17 protein-coding genes are annotated in these 17420 nt (G+C 38.8%); all 17 read left to right on the plus strand.

Features of this window, described 5'->3' with window-relative positions:
- The first annotated feature begins 31 nt into the window (after nucleotides 1–31).
- The 17 genes from aroF to queG all read left to right on the plus strand — a co-directional run bounded on the left by aroF (nucleotide 32) and on the right by queG (nucleotide 17413).
- On the plus strand, nucleotides 32–1057 hold the full coding sequence (aroF, locus tag IGJ37_RS06315; RefSeq protein ID WP_002363948.1) for a 3-deoxy-7-phosphoheptulonate synthase: 1026 nt from the start codon (nucleotides 32–34) through the stop codon (nucleotides 1055–1057).
- Nucleotides 1058–1079: 22 nt separating this feature from the next.
- Complete coding sequence (aroB, locus tag IGJ37_RS06320; RefSeq protein WP_252671056.1) at nucleotides 1080–2156, plus strand: 3-dehydroquinate synthase; 1077 nt, start codon at nucleotides 1080–1082, stop codon at nucleotides 2154–2156.
- Nucleotide 2157: 1 nt separating this feature from the next.
- The gene (aroC, locus tag IGJ37_RS06325; protein WP_325814816.1) at nucleotides 2158–3324 is read left to right on the plus strand and encodes a chorismate synthase; all 1167 of its coding nucleotides are present in this window, start codon (nucleotides 2158–2160) and stop codon (nucleotides 3322–3324) included.
- Nucleotides 3325–3357: 33 nt separating this feature from the next.
- Entirely contained in the window at nucleotides 3358–4452 is a 1095-nt protein-coding gene (locus IGJ37_RS06330; RefSeq protein ID WP_252671057.1) for a prephenate dehydrogenase, read from the plus strand.
- 6 nt (nucleotides 4453–4458) lie between these two features.
- The gene (aroA, locus tag IGJ37_RS06335; protein WP_173962086.1) at nucleotides 4459–5745 is read left to right on the plus strand and encodes a 3-phosphoshikimate 1-carboxyvinyltransferase; all 1287 of its coding nucleotides are present in this window, start codon (nucleotides 4459–4461) and stop codon (nucleotides 5743–5745) included.
- A gap of 19 nt (nucleotides 5746–5764) precedes the next feature.
- Nucleotides 5765–6271, plus strand: a complete 507-nt coding sequence (locus IGJ37_RS06340) for a shikimate kinase (protein ID WP_002360319.1) — start codon at nucleotides 5765–5767, stop codon at nucleotides 6269–6271.
- 7 nt (nucleotides 6272–6278) lie between these two features.
- Entirely contained in the window at nucleotides 6279–7127 is an 849-nt protein-coding gene (gene pheA / locus IGJ37_RS06345; protein WP_252671058.1) for a prephenate dehydratase, read from the plus strand.
- A 143-nt stretch (nucleotides 7128–7270) separates the two neighbouring features.
- The gene (locus IGJ37_RS06350; protein ID WP_202256113.1) at nucleotides 7271–8443 is read left to right on the plus strand and encodes an LCP family protein; all 1173 of its coding nucleotides are present in this window, start codon (nucleotides 7271–7273) and stop codon (nucleotides 8441–8443) included.
- Between the two features lie 75 nt (nucleotides 8444–8518).
- Entirely contained in the window at nucleotides 8519–9367 is an 849-nt protein-coding gene (locus IGJ37_RS06355) for a DegV family protein (protein WP_252671060.1), read from the plus strand.
- Nucleotides 9368–9560: 193 nt separating this feature from the next.
- Complete coding sequence (locus tag IGJ37_RS06360) at nucleotides 9561–9755, plus strand: hypothetical protein (protein WP_002357574.1); 195 nt, start codon at nucleotides 9561–9563, stop codon at nucleotides 9753–9755.
- An 11-nt stretch (nucleotides 9756–9766) separates the two neighbouring features.
- The gene (locus IGJ37_RS06365; protein WP_325814817.1) at nucleotides 9767–10243 is read left to right on the plus strand and encodes a hypothetical protein; all 477 of its coding nucleotides are present in this window, start codon (nucleotides 9767–9769) and stop codon (nucleotides 10241–10243) included.
- A gap of 77 nt (nucleotides 10244–10320) precedes the next feature.
- Nucleotides 10321–10653 (plus strand): ACP phosphodiesterase, encoded by a 333-nt coding sequence (locus IGJ37_RS06370; protein ID WP_002357572.1) that lies wholly within the window; start codon nucleotides 10321–10323, stop codon nucleotides 10651–10653.
- Between the two features lie 35 nt (nucleotides 10654–10688).
- Nucleotides 10689–12743, plus strand: coding sequence for a cation:proton antiporter (locus IGJ37_RS06375; RefSeq protein WP_002371149.1), 2055 nt, complete (start codon nucleotides 10689–10691; stop codon nucleotides 12741–12743).
- 110 nt (nucleotides 12744–12853) lie between these two features.
- Complete coding sequence (locus IGJ37_RS06380; RefSeq protein ID WP_252671061.1) at nucleotides 12854–14743, plus strand: ABC-F family ATP-binding cassette domain-containing protein; 1890 nt, start codon at nucleotides 12854–12856, stop codon at nucleotides 14741–14743.
- Between the two features lie 17 nt (nucleotides 14744–14760).
- Nucleotides 14761–15708, plus strand: coding sequence for a thymidylate synthase (locus IGJ37_RS06385; RefSeq protein WP_002357569.1), 948 nt, complete (start codon nucleotides 14761–14763; stop codon nucleotides 15706–15708).
- 17 nt (nucleotides 15709–15725) lie between these two features.
- Nucleotides 15726–16220, plus strand: a complete 495-nt coding sequence (gene dfr, locus IGJ37_RS06390; protein ID WP_002357568.1) for a trimethoprim-sensitive dihydrofolate reductase — start codon at nucleotides 15726–15728, stop codon at nucleotides 16218–16220.
- A 23-nt stretch (nucleotides 16221–16243) separates the two neighbouring features.
- Complete coding sequence (queG, locus tag IGJ37_RS06395) at nucleotides 16244–17413, plus strand: tRNA epoxyqueuosine(34) reductase QueG (RefSeq protein ID WP_252671063.1); 1170 nt, start codon at nucleotides 16244–16246, stop codon at nucleotides 17411–17413.
- The last annotated feature ends 7 nt before the right edge of the window (nucleotides 17414–17420 follow it).

The following is a 17420-nucleotide window of genomic DNA, read 5'->3' on the forward strand; positions in this document are numbered from 1 at the left end:
GCGCCGTTTAAAGGCATGAGGAGAGAATATAATGATCGTAATTATGAAAGAAAATGCAACCGAAAAGCAAATGAAACAAGTCATTGATTTAGTAACAGGTGCAGGCTTAACTACTCAAACAAGTCAAGATAATGGAAAAACAGTGATAGGCTTGATTGGTGATACAGAAAAATTAGTTGAAGCAGAGTTAACAGCATTAGAAGGCGTGGAGAAAAGTGTCCGCATTTCGTTGTCATACAAACTAACGAGTCGTTTATTTCATCCAGAGAATACAGTGGTTGATGTGAACGGTGTTAAAATCGGTGACGGCAGTATGACCATGATGGCGGGCCCTTGTTCAATCGAAAGCTTAGATCAGATTCGTGAATGTGCGCGAATTGCTAAAGCTGGCGGTGCAACAATTTTACGAGGTGGTGCATTCAAACCTAGAACGTCGCCATACGCTTTCCAAGGACTAGAAGAAGAAGGACTGAAATACATTCGTCAAGCGGCTGATGAATTAGATATGCAAGTCATTACAGAAGTGATGGATGAAGCGAATTTAGAACTTGTCGCAAAATACAGTGACATTTTACAAATCGGTGCGCGCAACATGCAAAATTTCAAGTTATTACAAGCGGTTGGTAAAACTGGAAAACCTATCGGCTTAAAACGCGGGATTGCTGGTACGATTGATGAATGGCTAAACGCAGCTGAATACATTGCTGCGCAAGGAAATTTCAATGTGATCTTCATTGAACGTGGGATTCGTACGTACGAAACCGCTACGCGCAATACACTTGATTTAAGTGCGGTGCCTTTAATTAAAAAATTAAGTCATTTTCCAATTATTGTTGATCCGAGTCATGGTGTTGGTATCTGGGATTTAGTACCGCCAATGGCCCGAGCAGGTGTTGCTTCAGGTGCGGACGGCTTGATTGTAGAAATTCACCCAGATCCAGCGAATGCGTGGTCAGATGGGCCACAATCCTTGAATGAAAAAACTTACCTACGTATGATGAAAGAAGTTCATATCATCGAAAAAGCAATGAAAGAAATTAATGCTTTAGAAGATTAGTAAAGACAGAGGAGTAGAGGACATGAAATTAACCGTAACGTTACCTATACATTCATATGATTTAACCATCGAAACAGGTGCCTTAGATAAAATTGGCACCTGGGTACGTAGCCTGTGGCAGCCACAACGGGTAGCGATTATTACCGATGAAACGGTGAATAAATTATATGGCGCAGCTGTTGAGAAAGAATTGCAAGCTGCTGGTTTTGAAACATCATTGATTGCTGTAGCGGCAGGTGAACAAAGTAAGAGCCTCGAAACAGCTCAGCTTCTTTATGATTTTTTAGCGGAACAGCAATTGACTCGAAGTGATGGTCTAATTGCTTTAGGTGGAGGCGTTGTGGGAGATCTAGCTGGATTTGTCGCTTCAACCTATATGCGCGGTATTCACTTTTTGCAAGTACCAACAACCTTACTGGCACAAGTAGATAGTAGCATTGGAGGTAAAACAGCGGTTAACACTAAAAAAGCCAAAAATCTTGTCGGTACTTTTGCCCAACCAGATGGGGTTTTAATTGATCCTAATACACTTAAAACATTAGAACCTAGACGTGTGCGTGAAGGAATTGCAGAAATTGTAAAATCAGCAGCTATCGCTGATGTTGAATTGTGGCACCGTTTATCCTCTTTGGAAAATGAACAAGATTTAGTGGCACATGCAGAAGAAATTATCACGGCCTGTTGCAAGATTAAACGTGATGTCGTCGAAGAAGATGAATTAGATTTGGGCTTACGTTTGATTCTGAATTTTGGGCATACGATCGGCCATGCATTAGAAAATACAGCTGGTTACGGGGTGATTGCTCACGGTGAAGGCGTTTCTTTAGGAATGATTCAAATAACTCAAGTCGCAGAACAACAAGGGCTTTCCCCACTTGGGACTACCCAAGAGTTGGTCACCATGCTAGAAAAGTTCGATTTACCAGTAACGACAGATTGTTGGCCAGAAGAACGTCTCTATCAAGCAATTACACATGATAAAAAAACACGTGGGGGACAGATTAAAATCATTGTCTTAGAAAAAATTGGTCAAGCGAAAATTGTCTCTTTACCAACGGAAGAAATTCGAGCATTTTTAAACAGAGAAGGAGGAATTTAAGATGCGCTTTATTACAGCAGGCGAATCACATGGACCTGAATTAACTGCTATTATTGAAGGCTTACCAGCCGGTCTGCCTTTAAGTAGCGAAGAGATTAACCGAGAATTAGCAAGACGTCAAGGCGGTTACGGTCGTGGGGGACGGATGAAAATTGAAAAAGACCAAGTACGTATTACTTCGGGTATTCGGCATGGTAAAACACTTGGCTCACCAGTAACGTTGATTGTCGAAAACAAAGACTGGAAAAATTGGACCTCCGTGATGTCAGTAGAGCCAGTTCCTGAAAAACAAAAGAAAATCCGCCGCGTCAGCAAACCACGTCCAGGACATGCTGATTTAGTCGGTGGCATGAAATATCAACATGATGATTTACGGAATGTTTTAGAACGGTCTTCGGCACGAGAAACAACGATGCGTGTGGCGATTGGTGCGGTTGCTAAAAAACTCTTAGCTGAACTGGATATCCAAGTCGCTGGGCATGTCGCGGTGTTAGGCGGGATTGAAGCTACGATTCCTGAAAATTTAACGATTCGTGAAATTCAAGAACGATCTGAACAATCTGCCGTTCGCGTATTAGATCCTTCCGTAGAAGAAAAAATGAAAGAACTAATTGACCAAACCAAGAAAAATGGCGATACAATTGGTGGGGTAGTAGAAGTACTTGTGGGTGGCGTTCCAGTTGGCTTAGGTAGCTATGTTCAATGGGATCGTAAACTAGATGCCAAAATTGCGCAAGCTGTTGTAAGCATCAATGCTTTTAAAGGTGCTGAGTTTGGCATTGGATTTGAAATGGCGCAACGCCCTGGTAGTCAAGTGATGGACGAGATTGTTTGGGACGAAAGTACTGGTTATACCAGAACTTCCAACAATTTAGGCGGTTTTGAAGGAGGAATGACCAACGGAATGCCAATCATCGTTCGTGGTGTCATGAAACCTATTCCAACCCTTTATAAACCATTACAAAGCGTGAATATTGATACAAAAGAGCCTTATAAGGCCAGCGTTGAGCGCTCTGATAGCACGGCGGTACCGGCCGCTAGCGTTGTTTGTGAAGCCGTTGTTGCAACGGAAGTAGCGAAGGCTATGCTCGAAAAATTTGATAGTGACTCATTTGAACAAATGAAAGAAGCAGTGAAACGTTATCGTCTATATACTCAAAACTTTTAATGGAAGAAAGTCGCAAGTATATGGAGGGAAAAAATGAAGAAACGTATTTTAATCGTAGGATTAGGGCTAATCGGGAGTTCACTGGCTTTGTGTATCAAAAAAGGACATCCCAACAGTGAGATTATCGGTTTCGATAATCAAGCGGAGTCAACTGAATTTGCTAAGAAAACGGGTCTAATTGATGAGATAGCTGAATCTTTAACAAGTGGGGCAAGACGAGCAGAGATTATTTTTCTTTGTTCCCCAGTTAAAGCAACTTTAGTACAACTAGAAGAATTAAACCAATTATCACTAGAAACTGCTCTGATCACAGATGTGGGTAGTACCAAGGTGGAAATTAATCAGTTAGCAACAAAGCTTAACATGAAAAATTTTATTGGTGGTCATCCAATGGCTGGTTCACATAAATCCGGCGTAACAGCCGCTGATGAACGTTTGTTTGAAAATGCCTACTATATTTTTACCGATGACCATGGCGAAAAAAACAAACAGATTCAGGAGTTACAAACGTTACTAAAAGGAACGCATGCGAAGTTTATTACGATGCCTGCACAGGAACATGATGAAATTACTGGTGCTCTAAGTCACTTGCCACATATTGTTGCCGCAGCGTTAGTGAACGAAAGTCAGCAACTGAATACCACTTACCCTAGAGCGCAGCAGCTAGCAGCTGGAGGATTCAGAGATATTACTCGAATTGCTTCCTCTGATGCAACGATGTGGATGGATATTTTATTAAGCAATCGCTTAGTATTATTGGACTTACTAGAAAATTGGCAAAAAGAGATGACTACTGTTTGCCAATGGTTAACAGAAAAAAATGCCCCAGCTATTCGTAATTTTTTTGATAAGGCCAAAGAAACACGTGCTCAGTTGCCCATTCATAAAGAAGGCGCAATCCCAGCTTTCTATGATCTGTTTGTTGATGTACCAGATCAACCAGGAATCATTGCTGAAATTACGCAAATTTTAGGCGAAGCGGACCTTTCTCTTACAAATATTAAAATTTTAGAAACGAGAGAAGAAATCTATGGGATTCTTCAATTGTCTTTTAAAAATCAACCAGACTGCCAAGCTGCAAAACAAATTTTATCTAAAAAAACGAACTATACGTGTTACGAAAAATAAGAGGTGATGAGGGTGCAACTACGTACAAATGTGAAACATTTACAAGGGACTCTGATGGTTCCTAGCGACAAATCGATTTCCCATAGAAGTATTATGTTTGGAGCGATTTCTTCTGGAAAAACGACGATTACAAATTTTCTAAGAGGCGAAGATTGTTTAAGTACCTTAGCGGCGTTTCGTTCTTTAGGTGTGAACATTGAAGATGACGGGACGACAATCACCGTTGAGGGGCAAGGATTTGCAGGCTTAAAAAAGGCGAAGAATACAATTGATGTTGGAAATTCAGGGACAACAATTCGTCTGATGCTGGGCATTTTAGCTGGCTGTCCCTTTGAAACGCGCCTAGCTGGTGATGCGTCTATTGCCAAACGACCGATGAATCGTGTGATGCTTCCTTTAAACCAAATGGGAGCGGAATGTCAAGGGGTTCAACAAACGGAGTTTCCGCCAATTTCTATTCGCGGGACTCAAAATTTGCAACCGATTGACTACACAATGCCTGTTGCGAGTGCTCAAGTGAAATCGGCTATTTTATTCGCCGCTTTGCAAGCCGAGGGCACTTCTGTAGTGGTTGAGAAAGAAAAGACACGTGATCATACAGAAGAGATGATTCGACAATTTGGTGGGACACTTGAAGTAGATGATAAAAAAATTATGTTAACTGGACCACAACAATTAACAGGTCAAAACGTGGTAGTTCCTGGCGATATCTCTTCTGCGGCTTTCTTTTTAGTTGCGGGTTTAGTAGTCCCAGATAGCGAGATACTTCTGAAAAATGTTGGCTTAAATCAAACGCGGACAGGTATTTTAGATGTGATTAAAAACATGGGCGGTTCCGTCACTATTTTAAATGAAGATGAGGCCAATCATTCTGGCGATTTACTTGTAAAAACGAGTCAATTAACAGCTACAGAGATTGGTGGCGCTATTATCCCACGTTTAATTGATGAGTTACCGATTATTGCTTTGTTAGCTACTCAGGCTACTGGCACGACAATCATTCGAGATGCAGAAGAATTGAAAGTCAAAGAAACCAATCGGATTGATGCAGTAGCGAAAGAATTAACAATTTTAGGCGCCGACATCACGCCTACTGATGATGGCTTAATTATACATGGACCAACTTCTTTACATGGTGGAAGAGTTACCAGTTATGGGGATCATCGTATCGGGATGATGTTACAAATTGCTGCATTACTTGTAAAAGAAGGCGCTGTTGAATTAGATAAGGCTGAAGCAGTTTCAGTTTCTTATCCAGCATTTTTTGACGACTTAGAACGTTTAAGTTGTTAACGAAGGAGGATAACGAACCATGGAAAGCATTGTTTTAATTGGTTTCATGGGTGCGGGTAAAACAACTATCGGCCAAAGTTTGGCCAATAAACTAAAGATGCCTCATCTTGATTTAGATACAGCGTTAATTGAAAAAATAGGACGCTCAATTCCTGACTATTTCGAAAAATATGGTGAAGCAGCTTTCCGAGAACAGGAAACCCAACTTTTAAAGGAGCTGTCAAAAAATACAGCCGTCCTTTCAACTGGGGGCGGGATTGTTGTCGGACCAGAAAATCGTAGCTTATTAAAATCTTTTCAGCAAGTGATTTATTTACATGCGACACCAGAAGAGCTGTTAAAAAGAATCGCAGAAGATACTGAAAACCAACGCCCCTTAGCTATAGAACGTTCTTCAAAAGAAATCATTACTTTATTTGAGTCTCGTAAAAATTTTTATGAAGAATGTGCGAAGATGACAATTGATACGACCAATCGCTCACCAGAAGAAATTATCAATGAAATTCTGCAACAATTAAAGGAGTAGAGAAACGATGAAAGTTGGTTATTTAGGTCCGATTGGTTCCTTTACGTACAGTGCAACGTTGGCTGCTTTTCCTGAAGCTATATTGATGCCGTACGCATCGATTCCAGCTTGCTTGAAAGCAATTAAACAGCAAGAAGTGGCATGTAGTATTATCCCAATAGAAAACACGATTGAAGGAACTGTTAACGCATCGATAGATTATTTGTATCATCAAGCGCAGTTACCTGTCCAAGCAGAGTTGGTTTTACCGATTCAACAACAATTAATGGTGACAAAAGAGAATCAATCGATCTGGCAACAAAGTCAGAAAATTTTATCACATCCGCAAGCATTAGCTCAATCGCAGATGTTTCTAGCGAAAAACTTTCCAGAAGCGATTTTAGAAGCAACGCCTTCAACAGCTTACGCCGCCAAATACATTGCAGAACATCCAGAATTACCTTTTGCAGCTATTGCACCAAAACTTTCTGCGGAAATGTATGATTTGACCATTGTTGAAAAAAATATACAAGATTTATCGGTAAATCAAACCCGATTTTGGGTTCTTGGTTCTGAAAATTTAGCGATTTCTTTCCCGCTATCTGAGAAAAAAATAACGCTGGCGATTACGATGTCAAGTAATGTTCCTGGCTCTTTACACAAAGCATTAAGCGTGTTTAGTTGGCGAGGGATTAATCTTAGCAAAATAGAATCGCGGCCGTTGAAAACAAAGCTAGGAGAGTACTTCTTTTTAATGGACTTAGTGAATGATCAACCAGAAAAATTAATTGAAGCAGCCTTAACAGAACTGGAACTGATTGGCGCAGAAATAAAAATTTTAGGGGATTACCCGATCTATGTTTTGTCCACACTTTAAAGAGTTAAAAATGAAAATGAAGCTTACTTATTAGATAAAGTGAGTTTCATTTTTTATTAAATTACATATTTGTAATAGGAATTTCCTGCGAAATGAGGTATCCTAAGAAAGGTGATAAAACACAGAGGTAAAGGAGTGACACGATGAGTCGTGTAGATCGTTATAAACATATTCATGAAAAATCGAGACCAGCAGAGCATAAAAAGACCTTTAATCCCCGAAAATCAATGGGTGAACATAGAGAAGAAGAACCAGAAGAACTAGCTGAAAGCCTTCAAGAGCCAGTTTACGAAGACAGCTATACTGAGGACAGTCGCAGAAGTGAGAGGCGACATCAAACAGATTCAGGTGGTGGCAACGGTTTTGACCAACCACCCCGCGGAAAAAAAGACAAGAAACCAAAAAAGAAACGTAAAAAATCAAAAACAAAACGCTTTTTCAAATGGCTAGTGATCCTATTGATTCTGTTATTTGCTTATAGTACAGTCATGTTTTTAAAAGGAAAATCTGCAGCAGAACATGATGACTCGTTGCCTCAAGAAAAAGTAGAAACATTTAATGGTGTCAAAAGTAGCAACGGGGCTAAGAATATTTTAATTCTTGGCAGCGATACACGTGGGGAAGATGCTGGACGAGCCGACACAATAATGGTTCTCCAACTAAATGGACCATCAAAAAAACCGAAATTAATTTCATTTATGCGTGATACATTCGTGGACATTCCTGGTGTCGGGCCGAATAAAATTAATGCCGCATACGCTTATGGCGGTGCTGAATTGGTTCGTGAAACGTTAAAACAAAACTTTAATTTAGATACGAAATATTATGCTAAGGTAGATTTCCAATCATTTGAAAAAATTGTTGACTCTATGTTTCCAAAAGGTGTCAAAATCGATGCAGAAAAATCACTGAATTTAGATGGCGTTGATATTGAAAAAGGGCAACAGGTCATGGATGGACATGTCTTACTTCAATACGCTCGCTTTAGGATGGATGAAGAAGGCGACTTTGGTCGGGTTCGTCGCCAACAACAAGTTATGTCAGCTGTAATGAGCCAAATGAAAAACCCAATGACTTTATTAAGAACCCCAGAATCACTTGGGAAATTAGTCGGCTATATGTCGACAGATGTGCCTGTTAGTTTCATGTTAACGAACGGACCATCATTGTTGATTAAAGGAAAAGCAGGGGTTGAGTCATTATCGGTTCCGGTACCAGATTCTTGGAATTTTGGTGAATCCTCTTATGCAGGCAGTATTTTAGAAGTAGATGAACAAAAAAATGCTGACGCCATCGAAAAATTCCTGAACGAATAAGGAAAGCATTTTAAAATATCCTTTTTTATGCTATATTAGAAACAACGTGGAAAATTAGTGAAACGAGGTTACAAAATGAAAATTGCTATTGTGACAGATAGTACAGCTTATTTACCCGAGCGCATTAAAGATCATCCGAATCTTTTTGTAATTCCCATCCCAGTCATTTTAGATGGAAAAATATACAACGAAGGCATTGACATTGAAGCAGATGAATATTATGCATTGCTAAATAATAGTAAAGAATTTCCGACGACTTCACAACCTGCTTTAGGAGAAGTGTTAGAGCTTTACAAATCAATCGCTGAACAAGGGTACGACACCATCATCAGCATTCATCTTTCTTCAGGAATCTCTGGTTTTGTTCATACATTGCACGGACTTACTGATGAAATCCCAGGCGTTGCTTTGTATCCATATGACTCAAAAATTACAAGTATGCCAATGGGACACATGGTAGAAGCTGCTTTAGATTTAACAGAAGAAAAAGCCAGCTTAGAAGAAATTTTTGCCAAATTAGATTTAATTCGTGATAATACGCATGCATATCTAATTGTAGAAGATCTGAACAACTTAGTTCGTGGCGGTCGCTTAACGAATGGCGCAGCCTTGATCGCTGGGCTATTGAAGATTAAACCTATCTTGACTTTTGAAGATGGAAAGATTGTATTATTTGAAAAAATCCGTTCAACAAAGAAAGCTTTTGCTCGTGCAGAAAAGATTATTGGTGAACGAAACGCAGGGATTGAAGCACCAGTTAAACTGTATGTGATTCATGCCAATAACCGCATCGTTGCTGAAAAAGAACAAGCAAAATTACAAAAGTTATACCCAAATGCAGAAATTGAAATCGGTCATTTTGGTCCAGTTATTGGGACCCACCTAGGGGAAAAAGCAATTGGTTTAGCGATTTCAGCTCAATAATAAAAGATGAGACAAAAGTAAACTACTTCTGTCTCATCTTTTATTCTATTATTTTGTCGTTCGCTGCTGTTACTCAGCCGAATACTTTTTGTTTATAAGAAAATGTAAAATTACTCCTTTTTATTAGAAAATATCTTGCAAATTAAGCAATTCCTTACAAAGTAATGTATACTAAGGAAGAGGAGGCGGTTAAATGAAAAGAAATATAGCCTTGTTGCAAAGCGAAAAAATGAAAAAAGTTCAAGCTTTAGCAAACTACTACCAAGAATCAATTGACTTACCGCCTGGAAAAAACCGTGAGGCGGTTATCAAAAAGATTAACGAATCAAAAAAAGAAATTAAAGAAATAAATGATATATTAACAGATATTCAAAAGAAAAAGAAATAAAGGAGTCGTTTGTGATTATCGATGGATTTACGTTATTGCTATTTTTATTTGTCGTCGTTATGTATGGTTACTTTTACTTCGTACGTAAAAGTATTGTAATTCCGGCTGCAAAACATCCTACAACAAAATATTTAGTTGCTTTTTTTTGTTTAATGATTCTGGCCAATGCATTTTCGGCAGAAGATAAAATTGAAATGATTCGAAGTGTGTTATATATTTTGATCATCTTCAGTTTTCTTTACGATGCAAGAGGTTTTGCGGAGGACTGTATTATTACGCATCCTTTTGACAATCGGGGCACGGCCTTTAAAGATATCGAAAAGATTGTCCTTGTTCAAAAGCCAAACGGTATTCGTTTAGGGTATTTAAAAAAAGGCAGAAGAGGGGTGGTTTTACGCTTTTCTGCGCCACTAGAAGAAATGGTTCTTTTTCTTTCAACACGGATGAATGAAGAGGCAGAAATTGATATTATTGTTAATGAAGATTAACCATGTTCAGCTCCTAGAAATCAGCTTTTCCCGCGTTAAGTTTTGTCTGAATTTCTTTTGAAAAAAAGAAAGCAATTTTGCTTGTACTTTTGGTAAAATTTGTTATAATTAGTCAGATTAAATTTTGGAAGGAAGTTGTTTCGGTGAGTGAAGAATTTGAAAAGTGTGTCGCTGACTTGAAAAAGAAATATCAAGCAATCCCTGAAGAAAAACGACAACACTTTGCAGAACGTATGCAAAAGAAAAATTTCTTACGCTACAAAAAGATTGAATTAATTAAAGGAGAACTTCTTCGTTTAGAAGCACGACGCGCTCAATTGGAACTTTGCGAACGCAGTTCTGAGTTAGAAGAAGTCGAAAAGAAAATTATTCTTAAAAAGAAAAAATTACTTAAATGTTTTGATCGGTAAGTCAATAAAAATTTAATATAGAAGGGAATGATAGGATGGAATTTACCTTTCTAATCATTGTTTTTGCACTGTCTATTACCTTCTCAAACATATTCAACCGGATTGTTCCCGTCATTCCGCTGCCAATTGTGCAAATTATTGTAGGCGTTCTAATTGGTTTAACTAAAATGGGGCAGGAAATTGAATTTGAGCCTGAAGTGTTTTTAGTAATGATTATTGCACCGCTTTTATTTAGAGAAGGGGAGCTAATCAATCTGAAAGCAATGATGAAAAATTTCGGGATGATTCTTTTCTTGGCCTTTTTTGGTGTGTTAATTACCTTAGTTGGAGTCGGCTGGACCCTGCATATGATTTTGCCTACTTTACCATTAGCTGCTTGCTTCGCTTTTGGAGCGGCTTTAGGGCCAACGGATGCGGTGGCGGTAGGTTCGTTATCAGGTCGAATTGACATTCCTGAACGTTCGATGAACATTTTATCTGGTGAAGGACTCATTAATGATGCATCAGGCGTTACAGCCTTTCAATTTGCATTAGCGGCTTTATTAACGGGGTCATTTTCGCCGGTGGAAGCGGCAGGGACCTTGGTTATTTCCAGCATTGGTGGAGCGGTAGTCGGAATCGTGTTAGTTCTATTAAAACAGCAAATTGTTCATTTACTTGAAACTGCAGTGGCAAAAGATGTTACAGGCTACTTGTTGATTGAATTACTCTTGCCATTTATTGCTTATTTAATTTCAGAGTTGATTGGCGTTTCTGGAATTATTGCTGCTGTGATTGCTGGAATTATGCAAGCGTCTAGTTTGAAAAAAGTTTCGCTTTTTGAAGCTGAGCTGTCAAATGTTGGCGAAAGTATTTGGAGTATGATTGAGTTCACTTTAAATGCCTTAGTTTTCTTATTCTTAGGAATTGAACTTTCTCAAGTGTTTTCGCCAATTTGGATTGACCAACAATATTCAAACTGGTTCCTACTACTGGTTGTTCTAATTATTAGCGCCGTTGTCTTTTTGATTCGTTTCTTAGCCATTTTCAGTGTTTACACGCTTCAACATGGACTTAAGAAAGTTAAAAACGCAATGAATGAAATGCTGATTTTAACTTTTGGCGGTGTTAAAGGAACAGTGAGTTTAGCCACCATCTTTATTTTGCCAACAGCGATTAACGGCGAGCATTTTAAAGAACGACCGTTATTACTATTTATTACGGCTTGTGTTATTTTGGTGACTCTGATTGGCGGGATTCTAGTTTTACCATTTTTAACTGATTCAGAGACGGAAGTGGAAAATGAAGAGTCAGTCGAAATTGATTTATTACGTGATGTCATTGATGTCTTAAAACAGCAAAATGAAGAGAATCCTCGTGGTGAAATGAATGCGGTCATTGAAAATTATCAAGATCGTTTAAAAGAATTGTATACCGAGCAGCTAAGTGCAGAACGAAAACAAGAAGTGCAAGAGTTGCGGACGTTAATTGTGTCCATTGAACGAGACGGCTTAGAAGAAAGTCTGAAACAAGGAGAAATTAGTGTCAGAAGTTATCGTATGTATCAACGCTTGATTACACGGATGCAACGGTCGATTGCCAAACAATTATTATCGATTGTAGGCTTTTGGTTATTATTTGCTCGACAAATCATTTCGATTCTTTTACATCCTAAGCTATTTTTCAATCGTGGTGAAGCTTCTGAAGAAGAAAAAGAATTACGAAATGAAGAACTAGAAAATATTCGCCAAGTTTTTCTAAGAAATTCTCAAGTTATTCTGAAGAGTTTAGATAATTTGCGCGGTGTCTATGATGATGATTTAATTGATTTCTTCATTGACGGACGCTTGGATTTAGCCCATAAGTTTGAAAAAGGCGAATTTATTGATTCGTATATTGTTCATACGGAGACAGACTATGTCAAAGACCTATTATTAGGCTTCCAAGAAGAACGACGGATGATTGATCATTACGAACAATCTGAACGCATTTCAATTATCGAAGCGAACGAGTTACGAAAAAATGTCAATTTATTAGAGAGTTATTCGATTAGCGGCGAAGTGAATAATGTTCCGCTGAAACGATTTGTTAAAAATTTTAATAAAGAATAAGTAATAGTGTATGAGATGAAACCAAGACGATTTTTATCTTATGCACTTTTTTTATAATCCAATTTTTGATACAATAAGCAAGACCAAAATAGAAGGAGTTGGTAGTGTCGGTGAAAGAATTAAAAGTAACAGATTTAACCAAAACATATGGGGAAAAAACACTATTTGATCATCTTTCTTTTTTGATTCATGAAAAAGATCGCATTGGTTTAATTGGGATTAACGGCACAGGGAAAACCAGTTTATTAAATATTATTGCTGGCGTAGATAGCGGTGATGGTGATCTTGCTGCGATTCAGCAGCCAAGTGATTATCAAATTGGGTACCTTTCCCAGAATCAAACATTTGACGAGAATATTACGATTGCAGAAGCCGTGTTTCAGGGAGACAGCCCGATCATAAAAGCGGTCAAAAATTATGAATTAGCGTTAGCTGCTTTAAGTGAGAATGGTTTAGACGAAGGGGTTCAAAGACGTTACACGCAAGCAGAAGAAGCCATGAATAAACAAGATGCTTGGACAGCAGATACCAATGCAAAAATTATTTTACAAAAATTAGGCATTCCCACATTGGAAAAGAAAATAGGTGAGCTTTCTGGTGGGCAGTTAAAACGAGTAAGCTTGGCGCAAGTCTTAATTGAAGCGCCTGATTTACTGTTATTGGATGAACCAACGAACCATCTGGATTATGAAACGATTGAATGGCTGGAAAACTTTTTAAATAACTATCGTGGCGCGGTTTTAATGGTGACCCATGACCGCTACTTTTTAGATCGAGTAACCAATCGGATTTTCGAACTTTCTTTTGGAAAACTGTATGAATACAAAGGAAACTATGAAATGTATGTAATGGAAAAAGCCGAACGTGAACGCGTCGCTGTAGAGCAAGAAGAAAAAAGAAAACGCCTCTTCAAACAAGAACTAGCGTGGATGCGAGCGGGCGTTCAAGCACGAGGAACGAAACAGCAAGCAAGAATTGATCGGTTTCAGGATTTAAAAGAAAACTTGCATCAGGTACAAACCAATGGCACCTTAGAAGCAGACTTTGCCACGCAGCGTTTAGGGAAAAAAGTTCTGGAAATCAAGGAAGGAAATTATGCCATTGATCATAAACAGCTTTTGAAAGACTTTAATTTACTCATTCAAGCAAACGATCGAATTGGCATTACTGGTAAAAACGGTGCAGGCAAATCCACGTTATTAAATATTTTAGCTGGCCGCATTCCTTTAGAGAGTGGCCTATATAGTATCGGTGAAACCGTCCGAATTGGCTATTATACCCAGCAAAACGAAGAAATGGATCCTAATCAACGGATGATTGCTTATTTGCAAGAAGCAGCAGAAGAAGTGAAACGCAGTGATGGAAGCAGCGTTGGGGTCGCTGAAATGTTAGAGCGCTTTTTATTTCCTCGTTTTATGCACGGGACACTGATTGGCAAACTGTCTGGTGGAGAAAAACGCCGGTTATATCTCTTAAAATTATTAATTAGTCAGCCTAACGTGTTATTATTGGATGAGCCAACCAACGATTTGGACATTGATACGTTGACCATTTTAGAAGATTATATTCAAACGTTCAAAGGAGCGGTAATTGCGGTTTCTCATGACCGTTATTTCTTGGATAAAACAATGGATAAATTGTTAGTTTTTCAAGGAAATGGTCAGATCCTATCATTTTATGGCACGATGAGTGAATATTTGGCGAACCAAAAAGAACAAGAAAAGGTCAAAGAAAAACCACTCAATAAACCAGTAAAAGAAGCATCGACAGAAAAGAAAGAAAAAACAAAGCTGACTTATATGGAACAAAAAGAGTGGGCAACAATTGAAGAAGATATCACACAATTAGAAACGAAATTAGAAACATTAACTGAAGAAATGAATCATCAGGGTGATGATTTTGTTCGTTTACAAGAATTGCAAGAAGCAGTAACAGCAACGGAACAATTGTTAGAAGAAAAAATGAATCGTTGGGAATACTTGAGTGAATACGCGGATTAAGAGACGGAGGTAATAAGATGGAAGAAGCATACTTAGCGCTAGGAAAAAAGATTTTAGAAGAAGGTCATTTTAAAGAAGACCGTACAGGAACTGGGACGTATAGTTTATTTGGCTATCAAATGCGTTTTGATTTGGCCAAAGGATTTCCCTTACTAACAACCAAACGAGTACCGTTTGGCTTGATTAAAAGTGAGTTATTGTGGTTTTTAAAAGGCGACACGAATATTCGCTATTTGTTAGAGCGAAATAATCATATTTGGGATGAATGGGCGTTCGAACGTTACGTAAAAAGCGCAGATTATCAAGGACCAGACATGACGGATTTTGGGCATCGTGTCTTACAAGATCCAGCATTTGCAGAACAATACAAAGAAGAACATCAAAAATTCTGTGACGCCATTTTAAATGATGCAGAGTTTGCAGAAAAATATGGTGAATTAGGGAATATTTATGGTGCACAATGGCGTCACTGGGAAACCAAAGATGGTAGCTTTATTGATCAATTAGCTAATGTGATTGAAATGATTAAAACCAATCCTGATTCTCGCCGTTTAATTGTTTCCGCTTGGAATCCAGAAGATGTGCCTTCAATGGCGTTGCCGCCTTGTCACACTATGTTTCAATTCTATGTAAATGAAGGAAAATTAAGCTGCCAACTTTATCAGCGCAGTGCCGATGTCTTTTTAGGTGTTCCTTTTAACATTGCAAGCTATGCTTTATTGACACATCTGATTGCACATGAAACAGGTTTAGAAGTGGGGGAGTTTGTACACACGCTAGGAGATGCCCACTTATATCAAAATCATGTGGAGCAAATGCAAGAACAATTATCACGAGAAGTTCGTTCTTTCCCAACGCTCGTTTTGAATCCAGACAAGGCTTCTGTTTTTGATTTTGATATGGAAGATATTAAAGTAGAAGGCTATGACCCACATCCAACGATTAAAGCGCCGATTGCCGTATAAAAAAGGAGAGAGAAGCTATGTTAGCAGCCATTTGGGCCCAAGATGAACAAGGAGTGATTGGTAAAGAAGGCAAATTGCCTTGGCATTTACCCAACGACTTGAAATTTTTCAAGGAAAAAACAATTCATAATACATTGGTCTTAGGACGTGCAACTTTCGAAGGCATGGGATGTCGTCCGTTACCAAATCGAACAACGATTGTTCTTACCAGTAATCCGGATTACCAAGCTGAAGGCGTTTTGGTTATGCATTCCGTAGAGGAGATTCTTGCGTATGCTGACAACTATGAAGGCGTGACCGTTATTGGTGGAGGTTCTGTCGTTTTTAAAGAACTGATTCCCGCATGCGATGTCTTATATCGGACGATGATTCATGAAACATTTGAAGGCGACACCTTCTTTCCAGAAATCGACTGGTCTGTTTGGGAAAAAGTTGCCACTGTTCCCGGCGTCGTGGACGAGAAAAATCTCTATGCACATGACTATGAAACGTATCATCGAAACGATAAATAATAAAATGAAGGGAGGCATGAGCAATGCCGACATTGAAAGAAAAAATTATTCAAGAGAGTCAACGTTTAGGCATCGATAAAATCGGCTTTACTCATGCTGAACCATTTATTGAATTAGAAGATTCTCTGCATGAACAACGAGAGCGAGGATATAACTCGGGATTTGAACATCAAAATGTGGAAGAACGAATTTACCCAGAAAAAACGTTTGAGCATCCTAAAAGTATTATCTCCATTGCTTTAGCTTATCCCACCAAAGCTCAGGAAAAAATGCCTAGAGATGAAAAGCGTGGACAATTTGCGCGAGCCTCTTGGGGAATTGATTATCATCACATTTTGCAGGATCGGTTGCAAAAATTAATTGCTTTTATTGAAGAGCAAGCTGCCACTGAAGCAGAAAAAGAACACTGGCGCTTTCGGCCACAAGTAGATACTGGCGAATATGTTGACACCGCTGTTGCTCAGCGGGCGGGTTTAGGATTCATTGGTAAAAATGGTCTACTGATTACCGAAGAATTTGGTTCCTTTGTATATTTAGGTGAGGTGACCACCAATATTCAATTTGAACCAGATGAACCTGTTCCAAATGGTTGCGGTGATTGTACTCGTTGTATCACAGGGTGTCCTACAGGGGCTTTGTTAGGGGACGGTCGAATGAATGCTCAAAAATGTTTGTCTTATCAAACGCAAACAAAAGGCATGATGCCTGAAGAGTATCGGAAAAAAATGCGTAACGTCATTTATGGTTGCGACATTTGTCAGCTGGTTTGCCCTTATAATAAAGGAAAAGATTTTCATTTTCATGAAGAGATGGAACCAAAGATTGAAGAAGTCTATCCCAAATTGGCACCGTTATTAACTATTTCCAATAAAGAGTTTAAACAGCAATTCGGACACTTAGCAGGCTCTTGGCGTGGCAAAAAACCATTGCAACGAAATGCTTTAATTGCGTTAGCGAATTTGGGCGGCCGTGAAGCTATCCCACAAATTATTCTCTGTTTAAATGATCAGCGTCCTGTCATTCGCGGAACAGCTGCTTGGTCGTTAGGTCAGCTCGCAAAAAGAGAACCCGAGCAAAGTTTAGAAGCTTTAAATTATCTACTTTCTGTAGAAACTGAAGAAGAGATTATCGAGGAAGCTCAAAAGGCTATTCACTTGTTAACAAGCAAAAAAGGAAGCCGCTCAACGGAGTGACTTCCTT

The sequence above is a fragment of the Enterococcus sp. AZ104 genome (assembly GCF_050546705.1).
Classification (GTDB): domain Bacteria; phylum Bacillota; class Bacilli; order Lactobacillales; family Enterococcaceae; genus Enterococcus; species Enterococcus faecalis.

Coding starts and splice junctions, on each gene's coding strand:
- aroF (WP_002363948.1), top strand. CDS start 32: ATGATCGTAATTATGAAAGAAAATGCAACCGAAAAGCAAATGAAACAA.
- IGJ37_RS06340 (WP_002360319.1), top strand. CDS start 5,765: ATGGAAAGCATTGTTTTAATTGGTTTCATGGGTGCGGGTAAAACAACT.
- dfr (WP_002357568.1), top strand. CDS start 15,726: ATGTTAGCAGCCATTTGGGCCCAAGATGAACAAGGAGTGATTGGTAAA.
- IGJ37_RS06350 (WP_202256113.1), top strand. CDS start 7,271: ATGAGTCGTGTAGATCGTTATAAACATATTCATGAAAAATCGAGACCA.
- aroA (WP_173962086.1), top strand. CDS start 4,459: ATGAGGGTGCAACTACGTACAAATGTGAAACATTTACAAGGGACTCTG.
- IGJ37_RS06330 (WP_252671057.1), top strand. CDS start 3,358: ATGAAGAAACGTATTTTAATCGTAGGATTAGGGCTAATCGGGAGTTCA.
- IGJ37_RS06385 (WP_002357569.1), top strand. CDS start 14,761: ATGGAAGAAGCATACTTAGCGCTAGGAAAAAAGATTTTAGAAGAAGGT.
- aroB (WP_252671056.1), top strand. CDS start 1,080: ATGAAATTAACCGTAACGTTACCTATACATTCATATGATTTAACCATC.
- IGJ37_RS06355 (WP_252671060.1), top strand. CDS start 8,519: ATGAAAATTGCTATTGTGACAGATAGTACAGCTTATTTACCCGAGCGC.
- aroC (WP_325814816.1), top strand. CDS start 2,158: ATGCGCTTTATTACAGCAGGCGAATCACATGGACCTGAATTAACTGCT.
- IGJ37_RS06360 (WP_002357574.1), top strand. CDS start 9,561: ATGAAAAGAAATATAGCCTTGTTGCAAAGCGAAAAAATGAAAAAAGTT.
- queG (WP_252671063.1), top strand. CDS start 16,244: ATGCCGACATTGAAAGAAAAAATTATTCAAGAGAGTCAACGTTTAGGC.
- pheA (WP_252671058.1), top strand. CDS start 6,279: ATGAAAGTTGGTTATTTAGGTCCGATTGGTTCCTTTACGTACAGTGCA.
- IGJ37_RS06375 (WP_002371149.1), top strand. CDS start 10,689: ATGGAATTTACCTTTCTAATCATTGTTTTTGCACTGTCTATTACCTTC.